Raw genomic sequence first — 18,402 nt, forward strand, 5'->3', positions numbered from 1 at the left:
TCCTGTCAGCCCACCAGAGGGCTCATACGACTAAGGCCGGGGACGGCTCGTAAGCCCTCCCCGGCCCGAGCCGGTGTTCAACTGTTCTCAGCGAACCTGGTCGACGTCGACGAGGTCGACGCGGACACCACGGCCGCCGATGGCACCCACGACAGTACGCAGAGCGCGAGCGGTGCGGCCGTTACGGCCGATCACCTTGCCGAGGTCGTCGGGGTGGACCCGGACCTCGAGGACGCGCCCCCGGCGCAGGTCGCGCGAAGCGACCTGCACGTCGTCGGGGTTGTCGACGATGCCCTTCACGAGGTGCTCAAGAGCCTCCTCGAGCATGCTCAGGCCTCGGTCGACTCGGACGCGGCCTCGGCCTCGTCCTTCTTCTCAGCCTTCTTCTTCTGAGTGATGGCCTCACCCTTGGGCCCGTCCTCGGTGGCCAGCGCCTCGAAGGAGGGGCGGGCGGCCTTCGGCTCGGCGACCTTCAGCGGCGCGGGGGCGGGCAGACCCTTGTGCTTCTGCCAGTCACCGGTGAGCTTCAGGATGGCCATGACCGGCTCGGTCGGCTGCGCGCCGACACCCAGCCAGTACTGCGCGCGCTCCGAGTCGACCTCGATGCGCGACGGGTTCTGCACCGGGTGGTACAGGCCGATCTCCTCGATGGCCCGGCCATCACGGCGGGTACGGGAGTCGGCGACGATGATGCGGTAGTGAGGCGCGCGGATCTTGCCCAGACGCTTCAGCTTGATCTTGACTGCCACGGGAGTGGTGTCTCCTGGTCTTGACGTGGGTGGGCACGGCGAGATTGCCGCGTGGGGTTGCGGTACCCGAGTGCCCGACGGACGCGTCAGCCGGAGGAGAGAGGGGTCCTATGCGACTGTCGAGTACAGCTAGCCATTGTGCCACAACGTCTCCCGGGCAGCCGAATCCCCCCTCGGCCACCCGGCCAGGAGGGCTCAGCCCGCGGCGACGCCGACGATCTCCGGGATGCGGAACGGCTTTCCGCATCCGCCGCACATGATCGGGGCCTGTGCGAGCACCGACGGCACCACACGGACGTTGCGCCCGCAGTCGCAGACCGCCTTGACGCGGACACCGCCCCCGGAGGAGCCGTGCCGCGCGGCGGGGCCGCGGAAGCTTCGCTTGGTGTCCGCGGCGGTCGCCACGGTGTGCGCCTTCAGGGCGCGCTGGATCCGCTCGATCGTCTGCCGGTAACGCTGCTTCGCCTCCGGGTTGAGCGTGACCAGTGAGAAGCCACTGCTGGGGTGCGGCTCCTCGGGATGGTCGAGGCCCAACTCCTCGGCGATGGCCAGGAATCTGCGGTTGTGATAGCGGCCGGCGCGCGATGTGTCGCGGATTCCGCGCGCGGCTGCGATGCCGTGGACTGCCTCGTGAAGGAGTCGCTCGAAGGAGAGCTCGCGTCCACAGGCGGACGACGACTCGCCGATCAGGGATTCGGGCGCGGCAAGATCCGGCAGCTCGGAGTGGTGCCGCTGAATGTCGGCCCACGCCCCTGCCAGTTCTGCGGCGAGAACAGGTGGTGTCGTGCTCACGTCGTGACAACGAGCCGGGGTGCCTCCGTGTTCCTATTCCGGGGCATCCCAAATAATTTGCACGTACCAGTCAGTTCCCACTGATGCGTCCCGAGGAGGGCGGGTGCGCAGATGTACGGAGAAGGCGCACAGCTCACAACAAGGTGGTGCGTAGTGGCATGTACGCCCTCGGCAGGCGGCCTCCAGGGCTGGCCCTAGTACGCGCGTGCCACGACCGCGACGTTACCGGCCGCGTCGTCCGCGTCCGGCACCGCCCCTTCGGGTGTGAGCAGGCACCGTACGGAGACGCCGTGCCCGGCGAGCTCGTCCTCGCCCGCCTCCCCGAGAGTGGCCCACGGGATGCGCGCCCAGCCGCCCGTGGAGGTCGCCTCCAGGGCCTCGGCGACCGTGGCCACATCGGTCGTCCGCAGCTGCCGGCGTTCCCGTGACTGCGCGAGCAGCAGCGCCTGGTCCTCGTCCAGGATCTTGGGCAGCACCTTGACGAGCGCCTCCAGGGCGACCGGGGTCTTGCCGCCGGGGATGCGCCGGGCGAGCATCCCGGTGCCGTTCTCCAGGTCGCGGGGCCCGACCTCGACGCGTACGGGCACGCCCTTCAGCTCCCAGTCGACGGCGCGGCGCCCGAAGGGGGTGTCGGTGCGGTCGTCCACGTGGACACGGATTCCCGCCTTCTTAAGTACGTCGCCGATTTCGCGCACCTTGTGGAGCACCGCCTCGTCGTCCTTGACGGCGAGCACGACCACCTGGGTGGCGGCGAGGCGGGGCGGAACGCGCAGCCCGTTGTCGTCGCCGTGCATCATCACCAGCGCGCCGATCATGCGGGTCGTCGAGCCCCAGGAGGTCTGCCAGACCAGCTCTTCCGTGCCGCCCTTGGACAGGTAGCGGGTGTTGAAGGCCTTGGCGAAGTTCTGGCCGAGCTCGTGGCTCGTGCCCATCTGGAGGGCCTTGCCGTCGCCCATCATCCCTTCGAGGGTGAGGGTGTTGATGGCCCCGGCGAAGCGTTCCTTGCGCGTCTTGCGTCCCAGGAGGACGTCCATCGCGAGGACGTTCTCCATGAAGTCCGCGTAGACGTGTCGGTGGATGCGCGCCGCGAAGTCGCGCGCCTCTTCGTAGGTCGCGTGCGCCGTGTGTCCCTCCTGCCAGAGGAATTCCGTCGTACGGAGGAAGAGGCGGGGCCTGAGCTCCCAGCGGACCACGTTCGCCCACTGGTTGATGAGCAGCGGCAGGTCCCGGTAGCTCTGCACCCACTTGGCGAAGGAGGCGTTGACGACCATCTCGGAGGTGGGGCGGACGACGGCGGGCTCCTCCAGCTCCTTGCCGCCGCCGTGCGTGACCACGGCCAGCTCGGGCGCGAAGCCCTCGACGTGGTCGGCCTCCCTGGTGAGGTACGACTGCGGGATCAGGAGCGGGAAGTACGCGTTCTGCGCGCCCGTCTCCTTGATCCGGTCGTCCATCTCCCGCTGCATCCGCTCCCACAGGCCGTAGCCGTACGGTCGGATGACCATGGTGCCGCGCACCGGACCGTTGTCGGCCAGCTCGGCCTTGGCGATCAGATCCTGGTACCAGCGCGGAAAGTCTTCCGTCCGGGGTGTGAGAACGCGGGGTTTGGCCATGGCGCGGATGCTACGGCGCGGACCGTGGAGCACTCGAATCCTTTTCGCCCGGATGCCGGCGTGCGTCCGTCATATGACCGCCCGGGGGCGCACGACGGTGCACACGCGCATTGTTGCCGCGCCTGCCAAGCACCCCCTAGACGCGGCGGACGTTGCGGAGTTTTCTGGCATACGGGGGGAGTGCGAGCAGCGCGCGAACACGGTCGGACGCCACGCGAACGGTCTGGCGACACGGCGACAACTCTCGGCATCTCTCGGTGGATTGGGGCACTTTCGATGACACCTACGCTCGTGCGGCGGCACCTCCCTCACACGGCCCCCGCGCCGCGGACGGACTTGTGCGCACGCGCGCGTGACTGGGCGGAGATTCAAGAACGGATGCTGGTGCCGCTCTACGAAGCGGTGTACAAGCGACTGGAGATCGGCCCTGGCACCCGGCTCCTCGGGCTCGACTGCGGCGCCGGGCTCGCGCTCCTGATGGCGGCGTCGCGCGGCGCGGCCGTGACCGGCGTCGAGCCATCGGATCCCGAGCTCCTCGCCCTGGCCGAGGAACGGCTGCTGCCCGACGCGGCCCAGCCGCGGGAGGCCGCGGACGCCCGGCTCACGACGGCCGATGCCGCCGATCTCACCGCGACAGACCCTGGCGGAGCCCCGTACAACGTGATCACCGACTTTCAGCCGATCGGGTGTGTGGCCGGGGACTCCGAGGGGCTTTCCGCGCGCCTGGAGAGCGTGGCCCCGCTGGCGGGCCGGGGCGCCGCCGTGGTGCTGGTCGGCTGGGGCCCTCCGGAGCGCTGTGCCACGTCGTCCGTCCTGCGGGTGGCCACAAAACTCACCGACCCACTACGTAGTACGGGGAGTTGGCGCCCGGCGCTACGTGACGACCTGGAGGAGGTCGCTCAGCGGGCGGGGCTGCGGCCCGACGGTTCCGGCCGGGTGGCGTGTCCCTTCGGGTACGCGGACGCCGAGAGCGCGGTGCGCGGGCTGCTGTCGACGGGCCTGTTCGACGCCGCGGTGGAGGCGACGGATCTGGCACAGGTCGACAAGGAGGTGTCGGAAGCGTTGCAGGCCCATGTGCGCGCCGACGGGACCGTGTGGATGCCCAATGTCTTCAGGTACTTGATAGCCCGCACGCGGTGAGACGCCGCAAGCCGAGGGCCCGCACGCCGTGCGGCGTGCGGGCCCGAGCGGCAGGCTGCCGGTTCAGTCCTTGGTGAAGCGCGCGACGCCGGCGATCCGGTACGCGTCCGCCTCCTCCAGCGTCTCGTTCTCCATGAGCGCCTCGGCCAGCGCGTCGAGCTTGTCCCGGTTGTCGCCCAGCTTCTGGCAGGCCTCCTCGTAGCACTCGTCCACGATGCGGCGCATTTCGCCGTCGATCGTGTCGAGGGTTCCGGGGGCGGCGGCCAGTCCGTACGCCTGCTGGGAGTCGTTCGGGAGGGCGGACAGGCGGCCGACCTTCTCGCTCATGCCCCAGCGGGCGACCATGCCGCGGACGATGTTGGTGACCTGCTCCAGGTCGTTCTCGGCGCCGGTGGTGATGACTCCGTAGACGACGTGTTCGGCCGCCATGCCACCGAGGGCGCCGATGATGCGGCCCCTCAGATACTCCTCCGTGTACGCGTACTTGTCGGAGTCCGGGGTGGAGAGCGTGACACCGAGGGCGCGGCCGCGCGGCACGATCGTGATCTTGCGGACGGGGTCGGCGCCGGGCTGCAGCATGCCGAGGAGGGCGTGGCCGCTCTCGTGGAAGGCGGTGCGGCGGCGCTCCTCGTCGGGCATCACCAGCGGCCGCTCGGCGCCGAGCTGGACCTTTTCGAGCGCTTCGGAGAGGTCGGACTGCCCGACCTGCTTCTGCTTGCGCTTGACGGCGAGCAGCGCGGCCTCGTTGGTCAGGTTCGCGAGGTCGGCGCCGGTCATGCCCGGGGTCGTACGGGCGACCTGGCCAAGGTCGACGTCGGGGGCGAGCGGGATGTCGCGGGTGTGGATCTTGAGGATGGCCTCGCGGCCGCCGCGGTCGGGCGGGGACACGTTGACGATCCGGTCGAAGCGGCCGGGGCGGGTCAGGGCCGGGTCGAGGACGTCGGCGCGGTTGGTGGCGGCGATGAGGATGACGCCCTCGGAGCCGGTGAATCCGTCCATCTCCGTGAGGATCTGGTTCAGGGTCTGCTCGCGCTCGTCGTGGCCGCCCATGCCGCCGCCACCGCCGCGGGCCCGGCCGATGGTGTCGATCTCGTCGATGAAGATGATCGACGGGGCGACCTTGCGGGCCTCGGCGAACAGCTCGCGTACGCGTGAGGCGCCGACGCCGACGATCATCTCGATGAACTCCGAGGCAGAGGCGGAGAAGAACGGCACCCCGGCCTCGCCCGCGACCGCGCGGGCGAGCAGCGTCTTGCCGGTGCCGGGCGAGCCCGCGAGGAGCACGCCGCGCGGCATCTTGGCGCCCATCGTGCGGTAGTCGTCGGGGTTCTTGAGGAAGTCGACGACGTCGTTGAGCTCGCCCTCGACCTCGTCGATGCCGGCGACGTCCTCGAACGTGGTGCGCTTCTTGCCCGGTTCGAGTTCGACCGGCTTGGGCGGCTGCTTGCGGCCGAGCATGCCGCCCGCGCCGCCGCCCATGCCCTGGCCCATGCGCCGCGCGATGACCACCCACAGCACGACCAGGAGGAGCATCGGGGCGAGCGAGATGAGCAGGTTGGACAGGAAGCTGCGCTCCTGGACGACGGGTTCGGCCGTCACCGTGACGTCGTGCTTCTCCAGGTTGGCCCAGAGGTCGTCATCGGCGAAGGCCGGGCGCTGCGTCGTGAACTTGGTGTAGTTCTTGCGCTTGCTGTCGCTGTCCTTGGGGGTGGGCTTCTCCTTCTTGAGCTCGCCCTGGATCGCGTCGCCCTTGGAGTAGATCTTGGTGACGTTGTCGGCCTCGACCTGCTTGCTGAACTCGGTGTACGAGACCGTCGGCTCGTCGCCCTCGTTGAAGAACGACAGCACCAGGTTGGCGATGAGATAGACGATCAGGGCCGTCAGGATGAGGCCGCCCCAGCCGCCGGGCATCTTGCGCTTGGGCCCCGGCGGGGGCGGAGGGGGCGGCGCGCCCTCGGAACGCCAGGGCTGATCCGTCCGATCGCGCGGGGGTACCGGGTTCGCCACGCCTGCCTCTCCTCCTACAGCCTGCCGTCCTCCGGGGCGGTCACGGCCCCGAGGCCTTCCGCCCATGACCGCACAGTTGCCAGGGGCCCGCCACTCGTGGACATGCGGGAGGCACGCGTAAGGGGCGTCCGCCATGGCGGACGCCCCTTACGCGTGCAGCGGCTGACGTGTCAGCCCATGAACTTCTTGAACTCGTCGGGGAGCTCGAAGTCCTTGGCGTCCTGCTGGCCGGCGCCGGGCAGGCCGAGCGCACCGCCCTGCTCGGCGGCGGCCGCACGCCGGGCGGCCTCCTCCTGCTCCTGCTGCTGGCGCTTCATCGGATTGCCGGAGCGCTGCTTTCCCTTGGCCTTCTTCTGCTGCTTCTTCTGCCGGCCGGGGCCGCCACCCGAGCCCGGCATGCCGGGCATCCCGGGCATGCCGCCGCCCTGGGCCATGCGGGACATCATCTTGCGGGCCTCGAAGAACCGCTCGACGAGGTTCTTGACCGCGCTGACCTCGACGCCGGAGCCCTTGGCGATACGGGCGCGGCGCGAGCCGTTGATGAGCGTCGGTTCCTGGCGCTCGCCCGGGGTCATCGACTTGATGATGGCGGCCGTGCGGTCGACGTCGCGCTCGTCGAGGTTGGCGATCTGGTCCTTCATCTGCCCCATGCCCGGCAGCATGCCGAGCAGCTTGGACATGGAGCCCATCTTCCTGACCTGCTCCATCTGCGCCAGGAAGTCGTCGAGCGTGAAGTCCTGGCCCTTCTTGGAGGCCAGCTTGGAGGCCATCTTCTCGGCCTCTTGCTGCGAGAAGGTCTGCTCGGCCTTCTCGATCAGCGTGAGCATGTCGCCCATGCCGAGGATGCGGGACGCCATGCGGTCCGGGTGGAACGCGTCGAAGTCGTCCAGCTTCTCGCCGTTGGAGGCGAACATGATCTGCTTGCCGGTGACGTGCGCGATCGACAGGGCGGCACCACCACGGGCGTCACCGTCGAGCTTGGAGAGCACCACGCCGTCGAAGCCGACGCCGTCACGGAAGGCCTCGGCCGTGTTGACCGCGTCCTGACCGATCATGGCGTCGACGACGAAGAGGACCTCGTCGGGGCTGACGGCGTCGCGGATGTCCGCGGCCTGCTGCATCAGCTCCTGGTCGATGCCGAGGCGGCCCGCGGTGTCGACGATGACGACGTCGTAGACCTTGGCCTTGGCGTGCTCGATGGAGTCCTTGGCCACCTTGACCGGGTCGCCCACGCCGTTGCCGGGCTCCGGCGCGTAGATGTCCACGCCCGCCCGCTCGGCGACGACGCTCAGCTGGTTCACGGCGTTCGGGCGCTGGAGGTCACAGGCGACGAGCAGCGGCGAGTGGCCCTGGGACTTGAGCCAGCGGCCCAGCTTGCCCGCGAGGGTCGTCTTACCCGCACCCTGCAGACCCGCGAGCATGATCACGGTCGGGCCGGTCTTGGCGAAGCGCAGCCGGCGGGTCTCGCCACCGAGGATGCCGACGAGCTCCTCGTTGACGATCTTGATGACCTGCTGGGCGGGGTTCAGGGCCTGGGAGACCTCGACGCCGGTCGCCCGCTCCTTGATCTGCTTGATGAAGGCGCGGACGACGGGCAGCGCCACGTCGGCTTCAAGGAGGGCGATCCGGATCTCGCGCGCCGTGGCGTCGATGTCCGCCTCGCTGAGGCGCCCCTTGCCGCGGAGATTCTTGAATGTCGCTGCGAGGCGATCGGAGAGAGTGTCGAACACGGCGGTCGCGAATCCTCGGGTCGGGGGCTATAGGGACAGGTCGCCCTCCAGGGTATCCGCCCGCGGCGCCGTGGTCTGTGGCCCGGTCCCGATGCGTCCCGCGGGTCCATAATTACGGCCCCAGCGGTTCCGTAAATCCGTGCACATCAGTGGCGCCCGACTGGGTAGGCGCTTGCAGGTTTGGACACCACCCCTCTCCTTAGCCCCGGGCCGGGGCGTGCCCGGTCGCGCCCGAAACCGCCACCACCAGCCGCACGGCGAACCGCCGTATCCACCTCCGACGCGAACAGGAACTCACAGATGACCTCCCCCGCCCCCTCTATGGACCGGCCGACTCGGCCGGTACGTAGGCCACCGGCCCCCCGAGGGAGGCCGGCGTGAACTTCTTCGACTACTTCCAGGGCAACTGGCCCGATGTGCTCGACGCCACGCTCGCGCACATCCTGCTGGTCCTCGAAGGACTCGCCCTCGCGGTGCTCATCGGCGTGCCGGTGGCGATCCTGACCTACCGGACACGGGCGCCGCGCGCCGCCGTGCTCGGGGCGGCCGGGCTGCTTCTGACGATCCCGTCCTACGCGCTGTTCGGGCTGCTGATCACGCCGCTCGGCCTGGGCACGGGCCCTTCCGTGGTGGCCCTGACGCTGTACGCGCTGCTGCCCGTCATCCGGAACACCGTGGTCGGCCTGCGCGAGTTGGACCCGGCCGTCGTGGAGTCCGCGAACGCGATGGGCATGACCCGGCTGAAGGTGCTCGCCACCATCGAGTTCCCGCTGGCCTGGCCCGTGGTCCTCACCGGCCTGCGGGTCGCGACGCAGATGCTGCTCGGCATCGCCGCGATCGCCGCCGCCGTGAACGGACCCGGCCTCGGCAAGCTCATCCTCGACGGACTCGCCAGCGCGGGCACCCCGTTCGCCGTCTATCTGACGCTCGAGGGCGCGCTCGCCATCGTCGTCCTGGCGCTGCTCTTCGATCTGCTCTTCGCCCTGCTCAACCGCCTGACCACTCCGAAGGGGGCCACCCGATGATCCGGCTCGACCGGCTGACCAAGTCCTACGCGGGGCAGGAGCGTCCGGCGGTGGACGACCTCACGCTGGAGGTCCCCGAGGGAAAGATCGTGGTCTTCGTCGGCCCCTCCGGCTGTGGCAAGACGACGACGATGAAGCTGATCAACCGGCTGATCGAGCCGACGTCCGGCCGCATCCACCTCGCGGACGAGGACGTCACGAAGATCCCGGTGCACGAGCTGCGCCGCCGCATCGGCTACGCGATCCAGCAGTCCGGGCTCTTCCCCCACCAGACGGTCGCCCAGAACATAGCCACCGTGCCCGGCCTGCTCGGCTGGGACAAAAAACGCGTCCACGCGCGCGTGGACGAGCTGCTCGACATGGTGGGCCTGGACCCGGACACGTACCGCGGCCGCTACCCGAAGCAGCTCTCCGGCGGCCAGCAGCAGCGCGTCGGCGTCGCCCGCGCGCTCGGTGGCGATCCGCAGGTGATGCTGATGGACGAGCCGTTCGGCGCGATCGACCCGCTCAACCGCGAGGCGCTGCAGAACGAGTTCCTCAAGATCCAGTCGAAGCTGCGCAAGACGATCGTCTTCGTCACCCACGACATCGACGAGGCCGTGAAGATGGGCGACAAGATCGCCGTCTTCGCCGAGCACGGCAACGTCGTCCAGTACGACACCCCGGAGAAGATCCTCGCCGAGCCGGCGAGCGAATTCGTCACGGACTTCATCGGGGCGGGCGCCGCTGTGCGCCGTCTCTCGCTGACCAAGCTCGGGACCGTCGACGTACCGCTGTGGCCCACCGTCCCCGAATCGGCGAGCGCCGAGGAGCAGCAGGACGCGGCGGCCGACAGCGACCGCGAGTTCGTCGTCGTACTCGACGAGGACCGCCGCCCGGTCGGCTGGCTGCCCTCCGACGGTGGCACCCGACTGCCGCTGATCTCCCCGCTCGGCCCGGGCACGAGCCTGTACGACGCGCTCGACGAGATGCTCGCCGTGAACGCGTCCGCGCTGACGGTCGTGGACGACATCGGCCGCTACCGGGGCGTCGTCTCCCTGGACACCCTGCGGACGCTGATCCACACCAACGGCGGCTCCGGTCTGCTGCAGGGGGCCAGGACGTGACCCAGGCACTCGTCGACGGACTCCCGGCCACCGCACGGGACGCGAAACCCGCGGAGCGCACCCGCGTACTGCCGCCGCTGTGGCGCCTCGCCCTCACCCCGCTCGCCCTCGCGGTGGTCCTCGCACTGCTCGCCTGGTACGTCTCCGCGCAGGAGAAGGACCAGATCGAGCTGCGCAGCCTGAACGCGGACTACCTGCTCAGCCGCACCCTCACGCATCTCGAACTGACCGCGGTCGCCACAGTCTTCATCCTGGTGATCGCCATCCCGCTCGGCGTGCTGCTCACCCGCCGCTGGGCCCGCCCCCTCGCCGGTCCCGTCCTCGCGGTCGCCAGCATCGGGCAGGCGCTCCCCTCGCTCGGCCTGATCGTGCTGCTCGCGGTGGCCTTCGTCAGCCTCGGGGTGACGCAGATCGCGCTGATCGCGTTCGTCGCGTACGGGGTGCTGCCGGTGCTGCGCAACACCATCGCGGGCCTCCAGCAGGTGGATCCCGCGATCCTCGAGTCCGCGCAGGGCATGGGCATGACCCGGTGGGAGGTGCTGCGCCGGATCGAACTGCCGCTCGCGGTGCCGGTGATGCTCGCCGGTATCCGTACGGCACTGGTGATCACCGTGGGCACGGTCGCGCTCGCGACGTTCATCGGGGCGGGCGGCCTCGGCGATGTGATCTCGAACGGGATCAACTCCAGCCGGAACCTGGTCCTGGTCACCGGAAGTGTGCTCGTGGCCGTCCTCGCGCTGCTCGTGGACTGGGTCGCCGGGATCGTCGAGAACCTGCTGCGCCCGCGCGGTCTGTGAGAAGGGGCCTGTGAGAGAAGTGAAGACACCCATACGAAGCCGACGGGCCACGGCGCGCGCCAAGGTCTCGGTCGCACTGTGCGCGGCCCTGCTCGGCGGCGCCGCGCTGACCGGCTGCACGGACACCGCTGGATCCGGCGGATCGGGCGGGTCCGACAACCTGCCGCGGACGGCGGGCAAGAAGCAGCTCGACAGCGGTTCGATCGCCAAGGACGTGGACCTGAAGGGCACGCACTTCACGGTCGGGTCCAAGGAGTTCACCGAGCAGCAGATCCTCGGCAAGATCACGAAGTACGCGCTGGAGGCCGCCGGGGCGCGGACGACGGACCAGACGGGCCTGCAGGGCACATCGATCGCGCGCAGCGCCCTGCAAGGCGGCGACATCGACATGTACTGGGACTACTCCGGCACCGGCTGGACCCAGTTCCTGCAGCACGACAAGCCCGTGCAGGGCAGCGCCGCGCAGTTCAGGGCCACATCGAGCGAGGACCTGAAGAAGCACAGGATCAAGTGGCTGGGCCCGGCGAAGTTCGGCAACCAGTACACGATGGCCCGCGCCTCCGACGCGAAGGGCCGCGCCGGGAAGGTCGACTCGATCAGCGACCTGGCGAAACTGGCGAAGGACCACCCGGAGGACGCCACGCTGTGCGGCGCCTCGGAGTTCCTGGACCGTGAGCTGGGGGCGCTGGAGCAGAGCCCGTACAAGCTCAAGTTCGGCGCGCCGCAGGTCTACCAGAACGCGTTCGCGCTGAACTTCGTGAACGTGGCGAAGGGCAGCCCCTGCAAGTTCGCCGAGGTGTTCACCACGGACGCCCGCCTGAAGTCCCTGGACCTGAGGGTCCTGGACGACGACAAGGGGCACTTCACGACGGAGCTGGCCGCGCTGACCGTGCGCGACGAGACCGCGAAGCAGCATCCGCAGCTCGCGAAGCTCGCGAAGAAGCTCGGTGACGCGCTCACCGAGAAGACCATCATCAAGCTCAACGGCCTGGTCGACCTGGAAGGCAAGAGCGCGGATCAGGCCGCGCTGTACTTCCTGCGTACGAACGGCTTCATCGGCAAGTGACGCGGCGGGGGCCAGGGTTCACACGCCCCGCCCCCGCAGCGCCTCCTCCACGCCCCGCGCCACGGACACCGCCTCCTGCGAAGCCAGCGGCCCCCCGTCCGCCCCGGCCACGTAGAACGCGTCGACCGCGTTGGAGCCCAGCGTCGACACGTGCGCCGAGCGCACCCGCACCCCGGCCACCTCAAGGGCCCGCCCGATGCGGTGCAGCAGACCCGGCGCGTCGTGCGCCCGCACCTCGATCACCGTCGCCCGCCGCGAGCCCGCGGAGGCCACCGTCACCCGGGCCGGCGGCGCCACCACGCCACGCCTGCGCGGATACGCGGCATCCCGCTCGGCTAGCCGCGCCGCGATGTCGAGCGAGCCGTCGAGCGCCCGTACGAGATCGGCGCGCAGCCGCGCGGCCTGCGGCAGCGAGCCGTACTCGGCGGCGACCCGCCAGTCCAGCAGCAGCGCACTGCCCTCCACGCCCTCCGGCGGTGTCAGCGCCCGCAGCTCCGCCGTCCGCACGGTCAGCCGGTGCATCGCGAGCACCCCGGCGACGGCCGGAAGCACCCCGTCCTGCTCCGGCACCGCGATCACCAACTCGACGCCGAGCGGCTCCGGTTCCTCGGCCCCGTCGCTCTCGGTCGGCACCGCATCCGTCTGCGCCCGCAGCGCGAGCACGGGCCCGCCGGTGCGCAGCGCCTCCACCGCGAGCCGCTCCTGCTCGGCCGTCGGCTCGGCGGCGGCAGCGGCTCCTTCGGCGCCCGGATCGTCCCCCGCGAGCACCGCGGAGACCCGCTTGACCAGATCGGTGACGAGGGAGCCGCGCCAGGACGACCAGGCGGCGGGCCCGGTCGCCAGCGCGTCCGCCTCGGTCAGCGCGTGCAGCAGTTCGAGCGTGCCTGCCGAGCCGACCGCGTCCGCGACGGACCGTACGGTCGCCGGGTCCTCCAGGTCGCGCCGGGTAGCGGTCTCGATGAGCAGCAGGTGGTGCCGTACGAGGGAGGCGAGCACGGCGACATCGGTCCGGTCGAAGCCGATCCGTGCGGCGACGTCCCGCGCGATGATCTCGCCCGCGACCGAGTGGTCCCCCGGCCAGCCCTTGCCGATGTCGTGCAGCAGCGCCGCGACGAGCAGCAGGTCGGGCCGGTGCACGCGGCGCGTCAGCTCGGAGGCCCGCACCGCCGTCTCGACGAGATGCCGGTCGACCGTCCACGTGTGCACGGCATTGCGCTGCGGCCGACACCGCACCCGCTCCCAGTCGGGGATCAGCCGGGTGATCAGCCCCTCGGCCTCAAGGGCCTCCCACACCTCGACGGTCGGGCGGCCCGCGCCGAGTAGCGTGACCAACTGCTCGCGGGCCTCGGCGGGCCAGGGCGCGGGCAGCGGGCGGGCGGCCGCGGCCAGCCGGCGCACCGCGTGCAGGGACAGCGGAAGGCCCGCCTGGGCCGCGGCGGCAGCGGCGCGCAGCGGCAGGACCGGGTCGCGCTCGGGCTTGGCGGCACGGGCGAGCACCACCTCCCCCTCCATCTCGACGACGCCCTCGGCGAGCGGCGACCGCTCGACCGGCGCGGCCTTCCCGCCACCGAGCAGGGACCGCAGACGGGGCTTGGCGGAGCGGGACTTGAGCACCCGGCCCACCTCCCGCCAGGTGACGTCACTGGCGTACGACACCGTGCGCGCGGCCTCGTACACCTGCCGCAGCAACGTATCGGCGTCCAACAGGCCGAGTTCCGCGGCGACCTGGTCCTGCTCCTGGAGCGCGAGCCGGTCGGTGGCGCGCCCGGTGGCCAGATGCAGGGCGTCCCGTACGTCGAGGAGCCGGCGCCGCGCGTCGGAGAGACCCTCGCGGGGCGCGTCCGCGAGCCACGAGGCGGCGACGGCACGCAGCGCGGTGGCGTCCCGCAGTCCGCCCCGCGCCTCCTTCAGGTCGGGTTCGAGCAGGAACTGCAACTCGCCCTGGCGCTCGGCCCGTTCCTCGCACAGCTCGCGCAGTTCGGGCAGCCGCTTGAGCGCCTGGTTGCGCCAGTCCGCGAGCACCGCGGTGCGCAGGCCCGCCGTAAGCCCGAGGTCACCGGCGAGATGCCGGGCGTCGAGCAGGCCGAGCTGCACCTTGAGGTCGTCACCCGCGGTCTTGCGCGCCTCCGCCGGAGTACGGACGGAGTGGTCGAGGGCGAGGCCCAGGTCCCACACCGGGTACCAGATGCGGTCGGCGAGCGCGGCGACCTCCCCCAGGTCCGCCGAGCCGTCGTGCAGCAGGAGCAGGTCGAGGTCGCTGCGCGGGGAGAGCTCGCCGCGCCCGTACCCGCCGACCGCGACGAGCGAGACGCCCGGCGCCCCGGCGCCGAAGAGCCCGGCGAGCCAGTCGTCGGTCAGCCCCGCGAGCGCGGCACGGCGCGGCGGCCCGGACCGCGCCTCCCCCTGGAGAAGGCGCAGCCGGGCCGCCGCATAGCCGCCGGGTCCGGAATCCTCTGATTCAGCACGTACGTCGTTCACGCTCGTCACCCGGCGACTCCCGTTCCGTCCATGAAAGATCCGTTACAGCGCGTCCGGGCCACGTTCGCCGGTGCGCACCCGCACGGCCGTCTCGACGGGGACCGCCCAGACCTTGCCGTCACCGATCTTGCCGGTCCGCGCGGCCTTCACCACGACATCGAGCAGTTCCTCGGCGTCGTCGTCCTCGACCAGGACCTCTATCCGGATCTTGGGTACCAGGTCGACGGTGTACTCGGCGCCACGGTAGACCTCGGTGTGCCCGCGCTGACGGCCGTATCCGCTGGCCTCTGTCACGGTCAGGCCCTGGACTCCGAAGGCCTGGAGGGCTTCCTTGATCTCGTCGAGCCGGTGCGGCTTGACGACCGCGGTGATCAGCTTCATGCGTCGACCTTCTTCGTGTTCTGCGGGTCCTTCGGGGTGGCTGCGGCCGGGGCGGGAACCGCCTGGCGGGCCGCGGTGCCACCGCCCGCGCCGCTGTAGTCGTACGCGGTCTCGGCGTGCTCGGCCTGGTCGATGCCGGAGACCTCGTCGTCCTCGTCGACCCGCATGCCGATGGTCTTGTCGAGGGCGAAGGCGAGGACCGCGGAGACGATCAGCGAGTAGGCGAGGACGCTGCCGACGCCGGCGCACTGCTTCCAGAACTGGTCGAGGCCACCACCGTAGAACAGGCCCGCGACGTCGGACTGGCCGCCGCCCGTGGCGAAGAAGCCGACGAGCAGGGAGCCGACGACGCCGCCGACGAGGTGGACGCCGACGACGTCGAGCGAGTCGTCGTAGCCGAACTTGTACTTGAGGCCCACGGCCATCGCGCACAGCACTCCGGCGACGGCGCCGATGGCGATCGCGCCGAGCGGCGAGCAGGAACCACCGGAAGGAGTGATCGCGACAAGACCGGCGACGGCACCCGACGCGGCGCCGAGCGAGGTGAACGCGCCGTGCCGGATCTTCTCGTAGGCCAGCCAGGCGAGCATGGCGGCAGCGGTCGCGACCTGTGTGTTGATGAACATCAGCGCGCCGACGCCGTCGTCGTTGCCGAGCCACGAGCCGGCGTTGAAGCCGAACCAGCCGAACCACAGCAGGCCGGCGCCGAGCATCGTCCACGGCAGCGAGTGCGGCCGCATCGGGTCCTTCTTGAAGCCGACGCGCTTGCCGATGACGAGGATCACGCCGAGCGCGGCGGCGCCCGCGTTGATGTGCACGGCCGTACCACCGGCGAAGTCGATCACGCCGAGCTCGAAGGCCCAGCCGCCGGTCCCCCACACCCAGTGCGCGACCGGGAAGTACACGATCGTGGCCCACAGCGCGATGAACAGCGCCCAGGCGCTGAACTTCACGCGGTCCGCGAGCGCGCCGCTGATCAGCGCGGGGGTGAGCACCGCGAACATCAGCTGGAAGACCGCGAACACGTAGACCGGGATCGTGTAGCCGTCCCAGAGCTGGGTGAGGCCGATCCCGCTGAGCCCGACGAAGTCGCCGTCCCAGCCGATGAGCGAGCCCTTGTCGGTGCCGAACGCTACGGAGAAGCCGTACAGAACCCACAGGATCGTCACGATCCCGAGGCTGATGAAGCTCATCATCAGCATGTTCAGAGTGCTCTTGACGCGGACCATGCCTCCGTAGAAGAAGGCCAGGCCCGGGGTCATCAGCATCACCAGGGCGGAACAGATCAGCATGAAGCCTGTGTTGGCGGGCGACAGTGTGGGTGCGTCTGCCGCCAGCGTGATGGCTGGAGCCATCGGCGTCTCCTCGTCGTTGGTACGGCCCCGTGCGGGCGAAGCCTTGAGCGGTCATGAGGGGTGGGCCGGTTATGCGCCATGACATTGGCGCAGCGCCGTTTCCGTTCGGGCCCCTCGGTGTTTCGCCGCAGTGACGAAGAGGTCGCGGGTGTTACGGGTGGATGAAATGCCGGATTGCGTCCGGGGCGCTCGTTACGGTGACGCGACCGGACCGGAAAAAGGGACCGGCCACGACCTCCGTCCGCGATGACCTGGCGTAGGGGAGCCGAGTCGGGCTGTTTCGGGACGGTGGCCGTGGCCGGCGTCTTGGGGGGGTGCTCCCCCGCCGTGTCAGACCGCCGCTTCGGCGGTCTCCGGCAGGTGGAGCGCGAGCAGTTCGGTGAGATCGACGACCTCGGCGACATCACCGAAGTCCCGCGTCGCGTTGTCGACGGTCTTGCGGATCCGCGTGTTGACCCGCTCCGAGCGCACCTTCCTGGCGATCTCCAGGGCCTGCCCCGCGAGCACCGTGGACTGCTCGGGCTCCTTCTGCAGGAGGTGCACCGTCGCCATCCCGATCAGGTTCAACGCGTACGAACGCTGGTGCTCGGCGTCCTTCCCGAACAGCTCGACGGCGCGCTTCATGACGGGCTCGGCCATCGACGCGTACGTGGGGCTGCGACCCGCCACGTAGGCGAGATCCCGGTACGAGTGGCTGTTCTCGCCGTTCAGTTCGGCCTCCGAGAAGAAGCGGATCCAGTCGGGATCCGGGTCGTCCCAGTCGTCGGCGTCCGTGAAGGTGTCCTCGGCCATCCGCACGGCGCGCTTGCACTTGCCGGGCTGCCCCATGCTCGCGTACGCGCGGGCCTCCATCGCATACAGCATGGACTGGGTGCGAGGGCTGGCGCAGTCGCGACTGCCGTACTGGGCGAGGTGGATGAGTTCCAGGGCGTCATCGGGACGGCCGAGGTGGATCATCTGCCGGCTCATGCTGCTGAGCACGTACGAGCCCAGCGGCTTGTCGCCCGCTTCCTTGGAGGCGTGCAGGGCGAGCACGAAGTACTTCTGGGCGGTGGGTTGCAGGCCCACGTCGTAGCTCATCCAGCCGGCCAGCTCGGCGAGCTCGGCGGCGACCTTGAACAGGCGCCGCGTCGTCTCCTCCGGCTGGGGCTCCTGCAACAGGTCGGTCACCTCGTGGAGCTGGCCGACGACGGCCTTGCGGCGCAGGCCGCCGCCGCACTGGGCGTCCCACTGGCGGAACATCACCGTGGTCGACTCCAGGAGGTCCAACTCCGGCTTCGAGAGCCGGTTCCCCCGGCGCTGCGAGACCGGCTCCGGCTCCGGCCTGGCCGAGGCGCCGGGAGTCGGCACCAGCCAGCGCTGCATCGGCTCGATCAGCGAGGGGCCCGCGGCGAGCGCGAGCGAGCTGCCGAGGAAGCCGCGGCGCGCGAGCATCAGGTCGCTGCGCGAGAACTCGCCGATGAGCGCCACGGTCTGAGGACCGGTCCAGGGCAGGTCGACGCCGGACACCGAGGGCGCCTGGTGCGCGGCGCGCAGTCCGAGGTCCTCGACGGCGACGACGCAGCCGAAGCGCTCGGAGAACAGCTCGCTGAGGATCCTCGGGATCGGCTCGCGCGGGTTCTCCCCGTCGAGCCATCGGCGCACGCGCGAGGTGTCCGTGGAGATGTGGTTCGCACCCAACTGCCGGGCACGTCGGTTCACTTGGCGCGCCAGCTCGCCCTTGGACCAGCCACTGCGCACGAACCACGACCCAAGCAGCTCGTTCGGGCGCTTCTCGGCGTTCGTGACGCCACCGCCGCTGCCGCCCACTGGAACGCCCCCATCCCTGAGTCACCTATGACGCTGTGTGCGAAGTCCCGTCGACCGCCGTTCTCCGCACTCTTGCCCGCAAGCCCTACCAGGATGCCGTCAAACCAGGCTCCCCGTCCGGCAGTTGTCACTCCTCGAACAGGAAACCGACTTGCCTGCGGCATACCCACGAGTACACGTACCCTCAGGGCCCGTGCACTGAAAGTAATCCTACGATCACCCCTCCGGCGAGGGCGAACACGGAAACGCCACCATTCGCCACCCCTTCGAATGAACCCAGCAGCGGCCCCACACGATTCACTTGACATAGGACAGCCGGAAGTAGGCGGACCAGGGTGAGCGGGGGCGCGCAACACC

Annotated in this window: 15 protein-coding genes; 5 read left to right on the forward strand and 10 right to left on the reverse strand. The window is 70.3% G+C overall.

All coding sequences use genetic code 11. The features are described from left to right. Positions 1-87: 87 nt before the first annotated feature. The 4 genes from OKJ99_RS08930 to proS form a co-directional block, all read right to left on the reverse strand. Positions 88-327: an RNA-binding protein gene (locus OKJ99_RS08930; RefSeq protein ID WP_033321114.1), complete on the reverse strand. Its 240-nt coding sequence runs from the start codon at positions 325-327 to the stop codon at positions 88-90. A gap of 2 nt (positions 328-329) precedes the next feature. Then, positions 330-749: a 30S ribosomal protein S16 gene (rpsP, locus tag OKJ99_RS08935; RefSeq protein ID WP_326015316.1), complete on the reverse strand. Its 420-nt coding sequence runs from the start codon at positions 747-749 to the stop codon at positions 330-332. A 195-nt stretch (positions 750-944) separates the two neighbouring features. Next, on the reverse strand, positions 945-1,541 hold the full coding sequence (locus tag OKJ99_RS08940) for a hypothetical protein (RefSeq protein ID WP_326015317.1): 597 nt from the start codon (positions 1,539-1,541) through the stop codon (positions 945-947). A 194-nt stretch (positions 1,542-1,735) separates the two neighbouring features. Next, positions 1,736-3,151, reverse strand: a complete 1,416-nt coding sequence (gene proS, locus OKJ99_RS08945) for a proline--tRNA ligase (RefSeq protein WP_326015318.1) — start codon at positions 3,149-3,151, stop codon at positions 1,736-1,738. A gap of 276 nt (positions 3,152-3,427) precedes the next feature. Here proS and OKJ99_RS08950 point away from each other — a divergent pair, with 276 nt between their 5' ends. Then, positions 3,428-4,291 carry an SAM-dependent methyltransferase gene (locus OKJ99_RS08950; RefSeq protein WP_326015319.1) on the forward strand — a complete coding sequence of 288 codons (864 nt, stop codon included), beginning with the start codon at positions 3,428-3,430 and terminating at the stop codon, positions 4,289-4,291. A gap of 63 nt (positions 4,292-4,354) precedes the next feature. On the opposite strand, the gene ftsH is transcribed toward OKJ99_RS08950, so the two are convergent. Together ftsH and ffh are read right to left on the reverse strand one after the other, a co-directional pair. Then, positions 4,355-6,298 carry an ATP-dependent zinc metalloprotease FtsH gene (gene ftsH, locus OKJ99_RS08955; protein WP_326015320.1) on the reverse strand — a complete coding sequence of 648 codons (1,944 nt, stop codon included), beginning with the start codon at positions 6,296-6,298 and terminating at the stop codon, positions 4,355-4,357. Positions 6,299-6,468: 170 nt separating this feature from the next. After that, entirely contained in the window at positions 6,469-8,028 is a 1,560-nt protein-coding gene (ffh, locus tag OKJ99_RS08960; protein WP_326015321.1) for a signal recognition particle protein, read from the reverse strand. Between the two features lie 377 nt (positions 8,029-8,405). Between ffh and OKJ99_RS08965 the strand changes: the two genes are divergently transcribed. The 4 genes from OKJ99_RS08965 to OKJ99_RS08980 are packed head-to-tail and all read left to right on the forward strand — an operon-like array spanning position 8,406 to position 12,022. Beyond that, complete coding sequence (locus OKJ99_RS08965; RefSeq protein ID WP_326015322.1) at positions 8,406-9,053, forward strand: ABC transporter permease; 648 nt, start codon at positions 8,406-8,408, stop codon at positions 9,051-9,053. Then, positions 9,050-10,159 carry an ABC transporter ATP-binding protein gene (locus tag OKJ99_RS08970; protein WP_326015323.1) on the forward strand — a complete coding sequence of 370 codons (1,110 nt, stop codon included), beginning with the start codon at positions 9,050-9,052 and terminating at the stop codon, positions 10,157-10,159. The genes OKJ99_RS08965 and OKJ99_RS08970 overlap by 4 nt, the downstream gene beginning before the upstream one ends. Continuing rightward, complete coding sequence (locus OKJ99_RS08975; protein ID WP_326015324.1) at positions 10,156-10,956, forward strand: ABC transporter permease; 801 nt, start codon at positions 10,156-10,158, stop codon at positions 10,954-10,956. Before OKJ99_RS08970 ends, OKJ99_RS08975 begins: the two co-directional genes overlap by 4 nt. Before the next feature lie 19 nt (positions 10,957-10,975). Then, the gene (locus OKJ99_RS08980; RefSeq protein WP_326015325.1) at positions 10,976-12,022 is read left to right on the forward strand and encodes a glycine betaine ABC transporter substrate-binding protein; all 1,047 of its coding nucleotides are present in this window, start codon (positions 10,976-10,978) and stop codon (positions 12,020-12,022) included. An 18-nt stretch (positions 12,023-12,040) separates the two neighbouring features. Here the strand turns inward: OKJ99_RS08980 and OKJ99_RS08985 are convergent, their stop codons facing one another. From OKJ99_RS08985 to nsdA, 4 genes are all read right to left on the reverse strand, one after another. Continuing rightward, positions 12,041-14,509, reverse strand: coding sequence for a [protein-PII] uridylyltransferase (locus tag OKJ99_RS08985; RefSeq protein WP_326015326.1), 2,469 nt, complete (start codon positions 14,507-14,509; stop codon positions 12,041-12,043). A gap of 33 nt (positions 14,510-14,542) precedes the next feature. Beyond that, on the reverse strand, positions 14,543-14,881 hold the full coding sequence (locus tag OKJ99_RS08990) for a P-II family nitrogen regulator (RefSeq protein ID WP_326015327.1): 339 nt from the start codon (positions 14,879-14,881) through the stop codon (positions 14,543-14,545). Next, complete coding sequence (locus OKJ99_RS08995; RefSeq protein ID WP_326015328.1) at positions 14,878-16,236, reverse strand: ammonium transporter; 1,359 nt, start codon at positions 16,234-16,236, stop codon at positions 14,878-14,880. The genes OKJ99_RS08990 and OKJ99_RS08995 overlap by 4 nt, the downstream gene beginning before the upstream one ends. 330 nt (positions 16,237-16,566) lie before the next feature. After that, positions 16,567-18,045 carry a transcriptional repressor NsdA gene (nsdA, locus tag OKJ99_RS09000; protein WP_326015329.1) on the reverse strand — a complete coding sequence of 493 codons (1,479 nt, stop codon included), beginning with the start codon at positions 18,043-18,045 and terminating at the stop codon, positions 16,567-16,569. Between the last annotated feature and the right edge of the window lie 357 nt (positions 18,046-18,402).

Source organism: Streptomyces endophyticus (assembly GCF_035798155.1).
GTDB classification, from domain to species: Bacteria; Actinomycetota; Actinomycetes; order Streptomycetales; family Streptomycetaceae; genus Streptomyces; species Streptomyces endophyticus.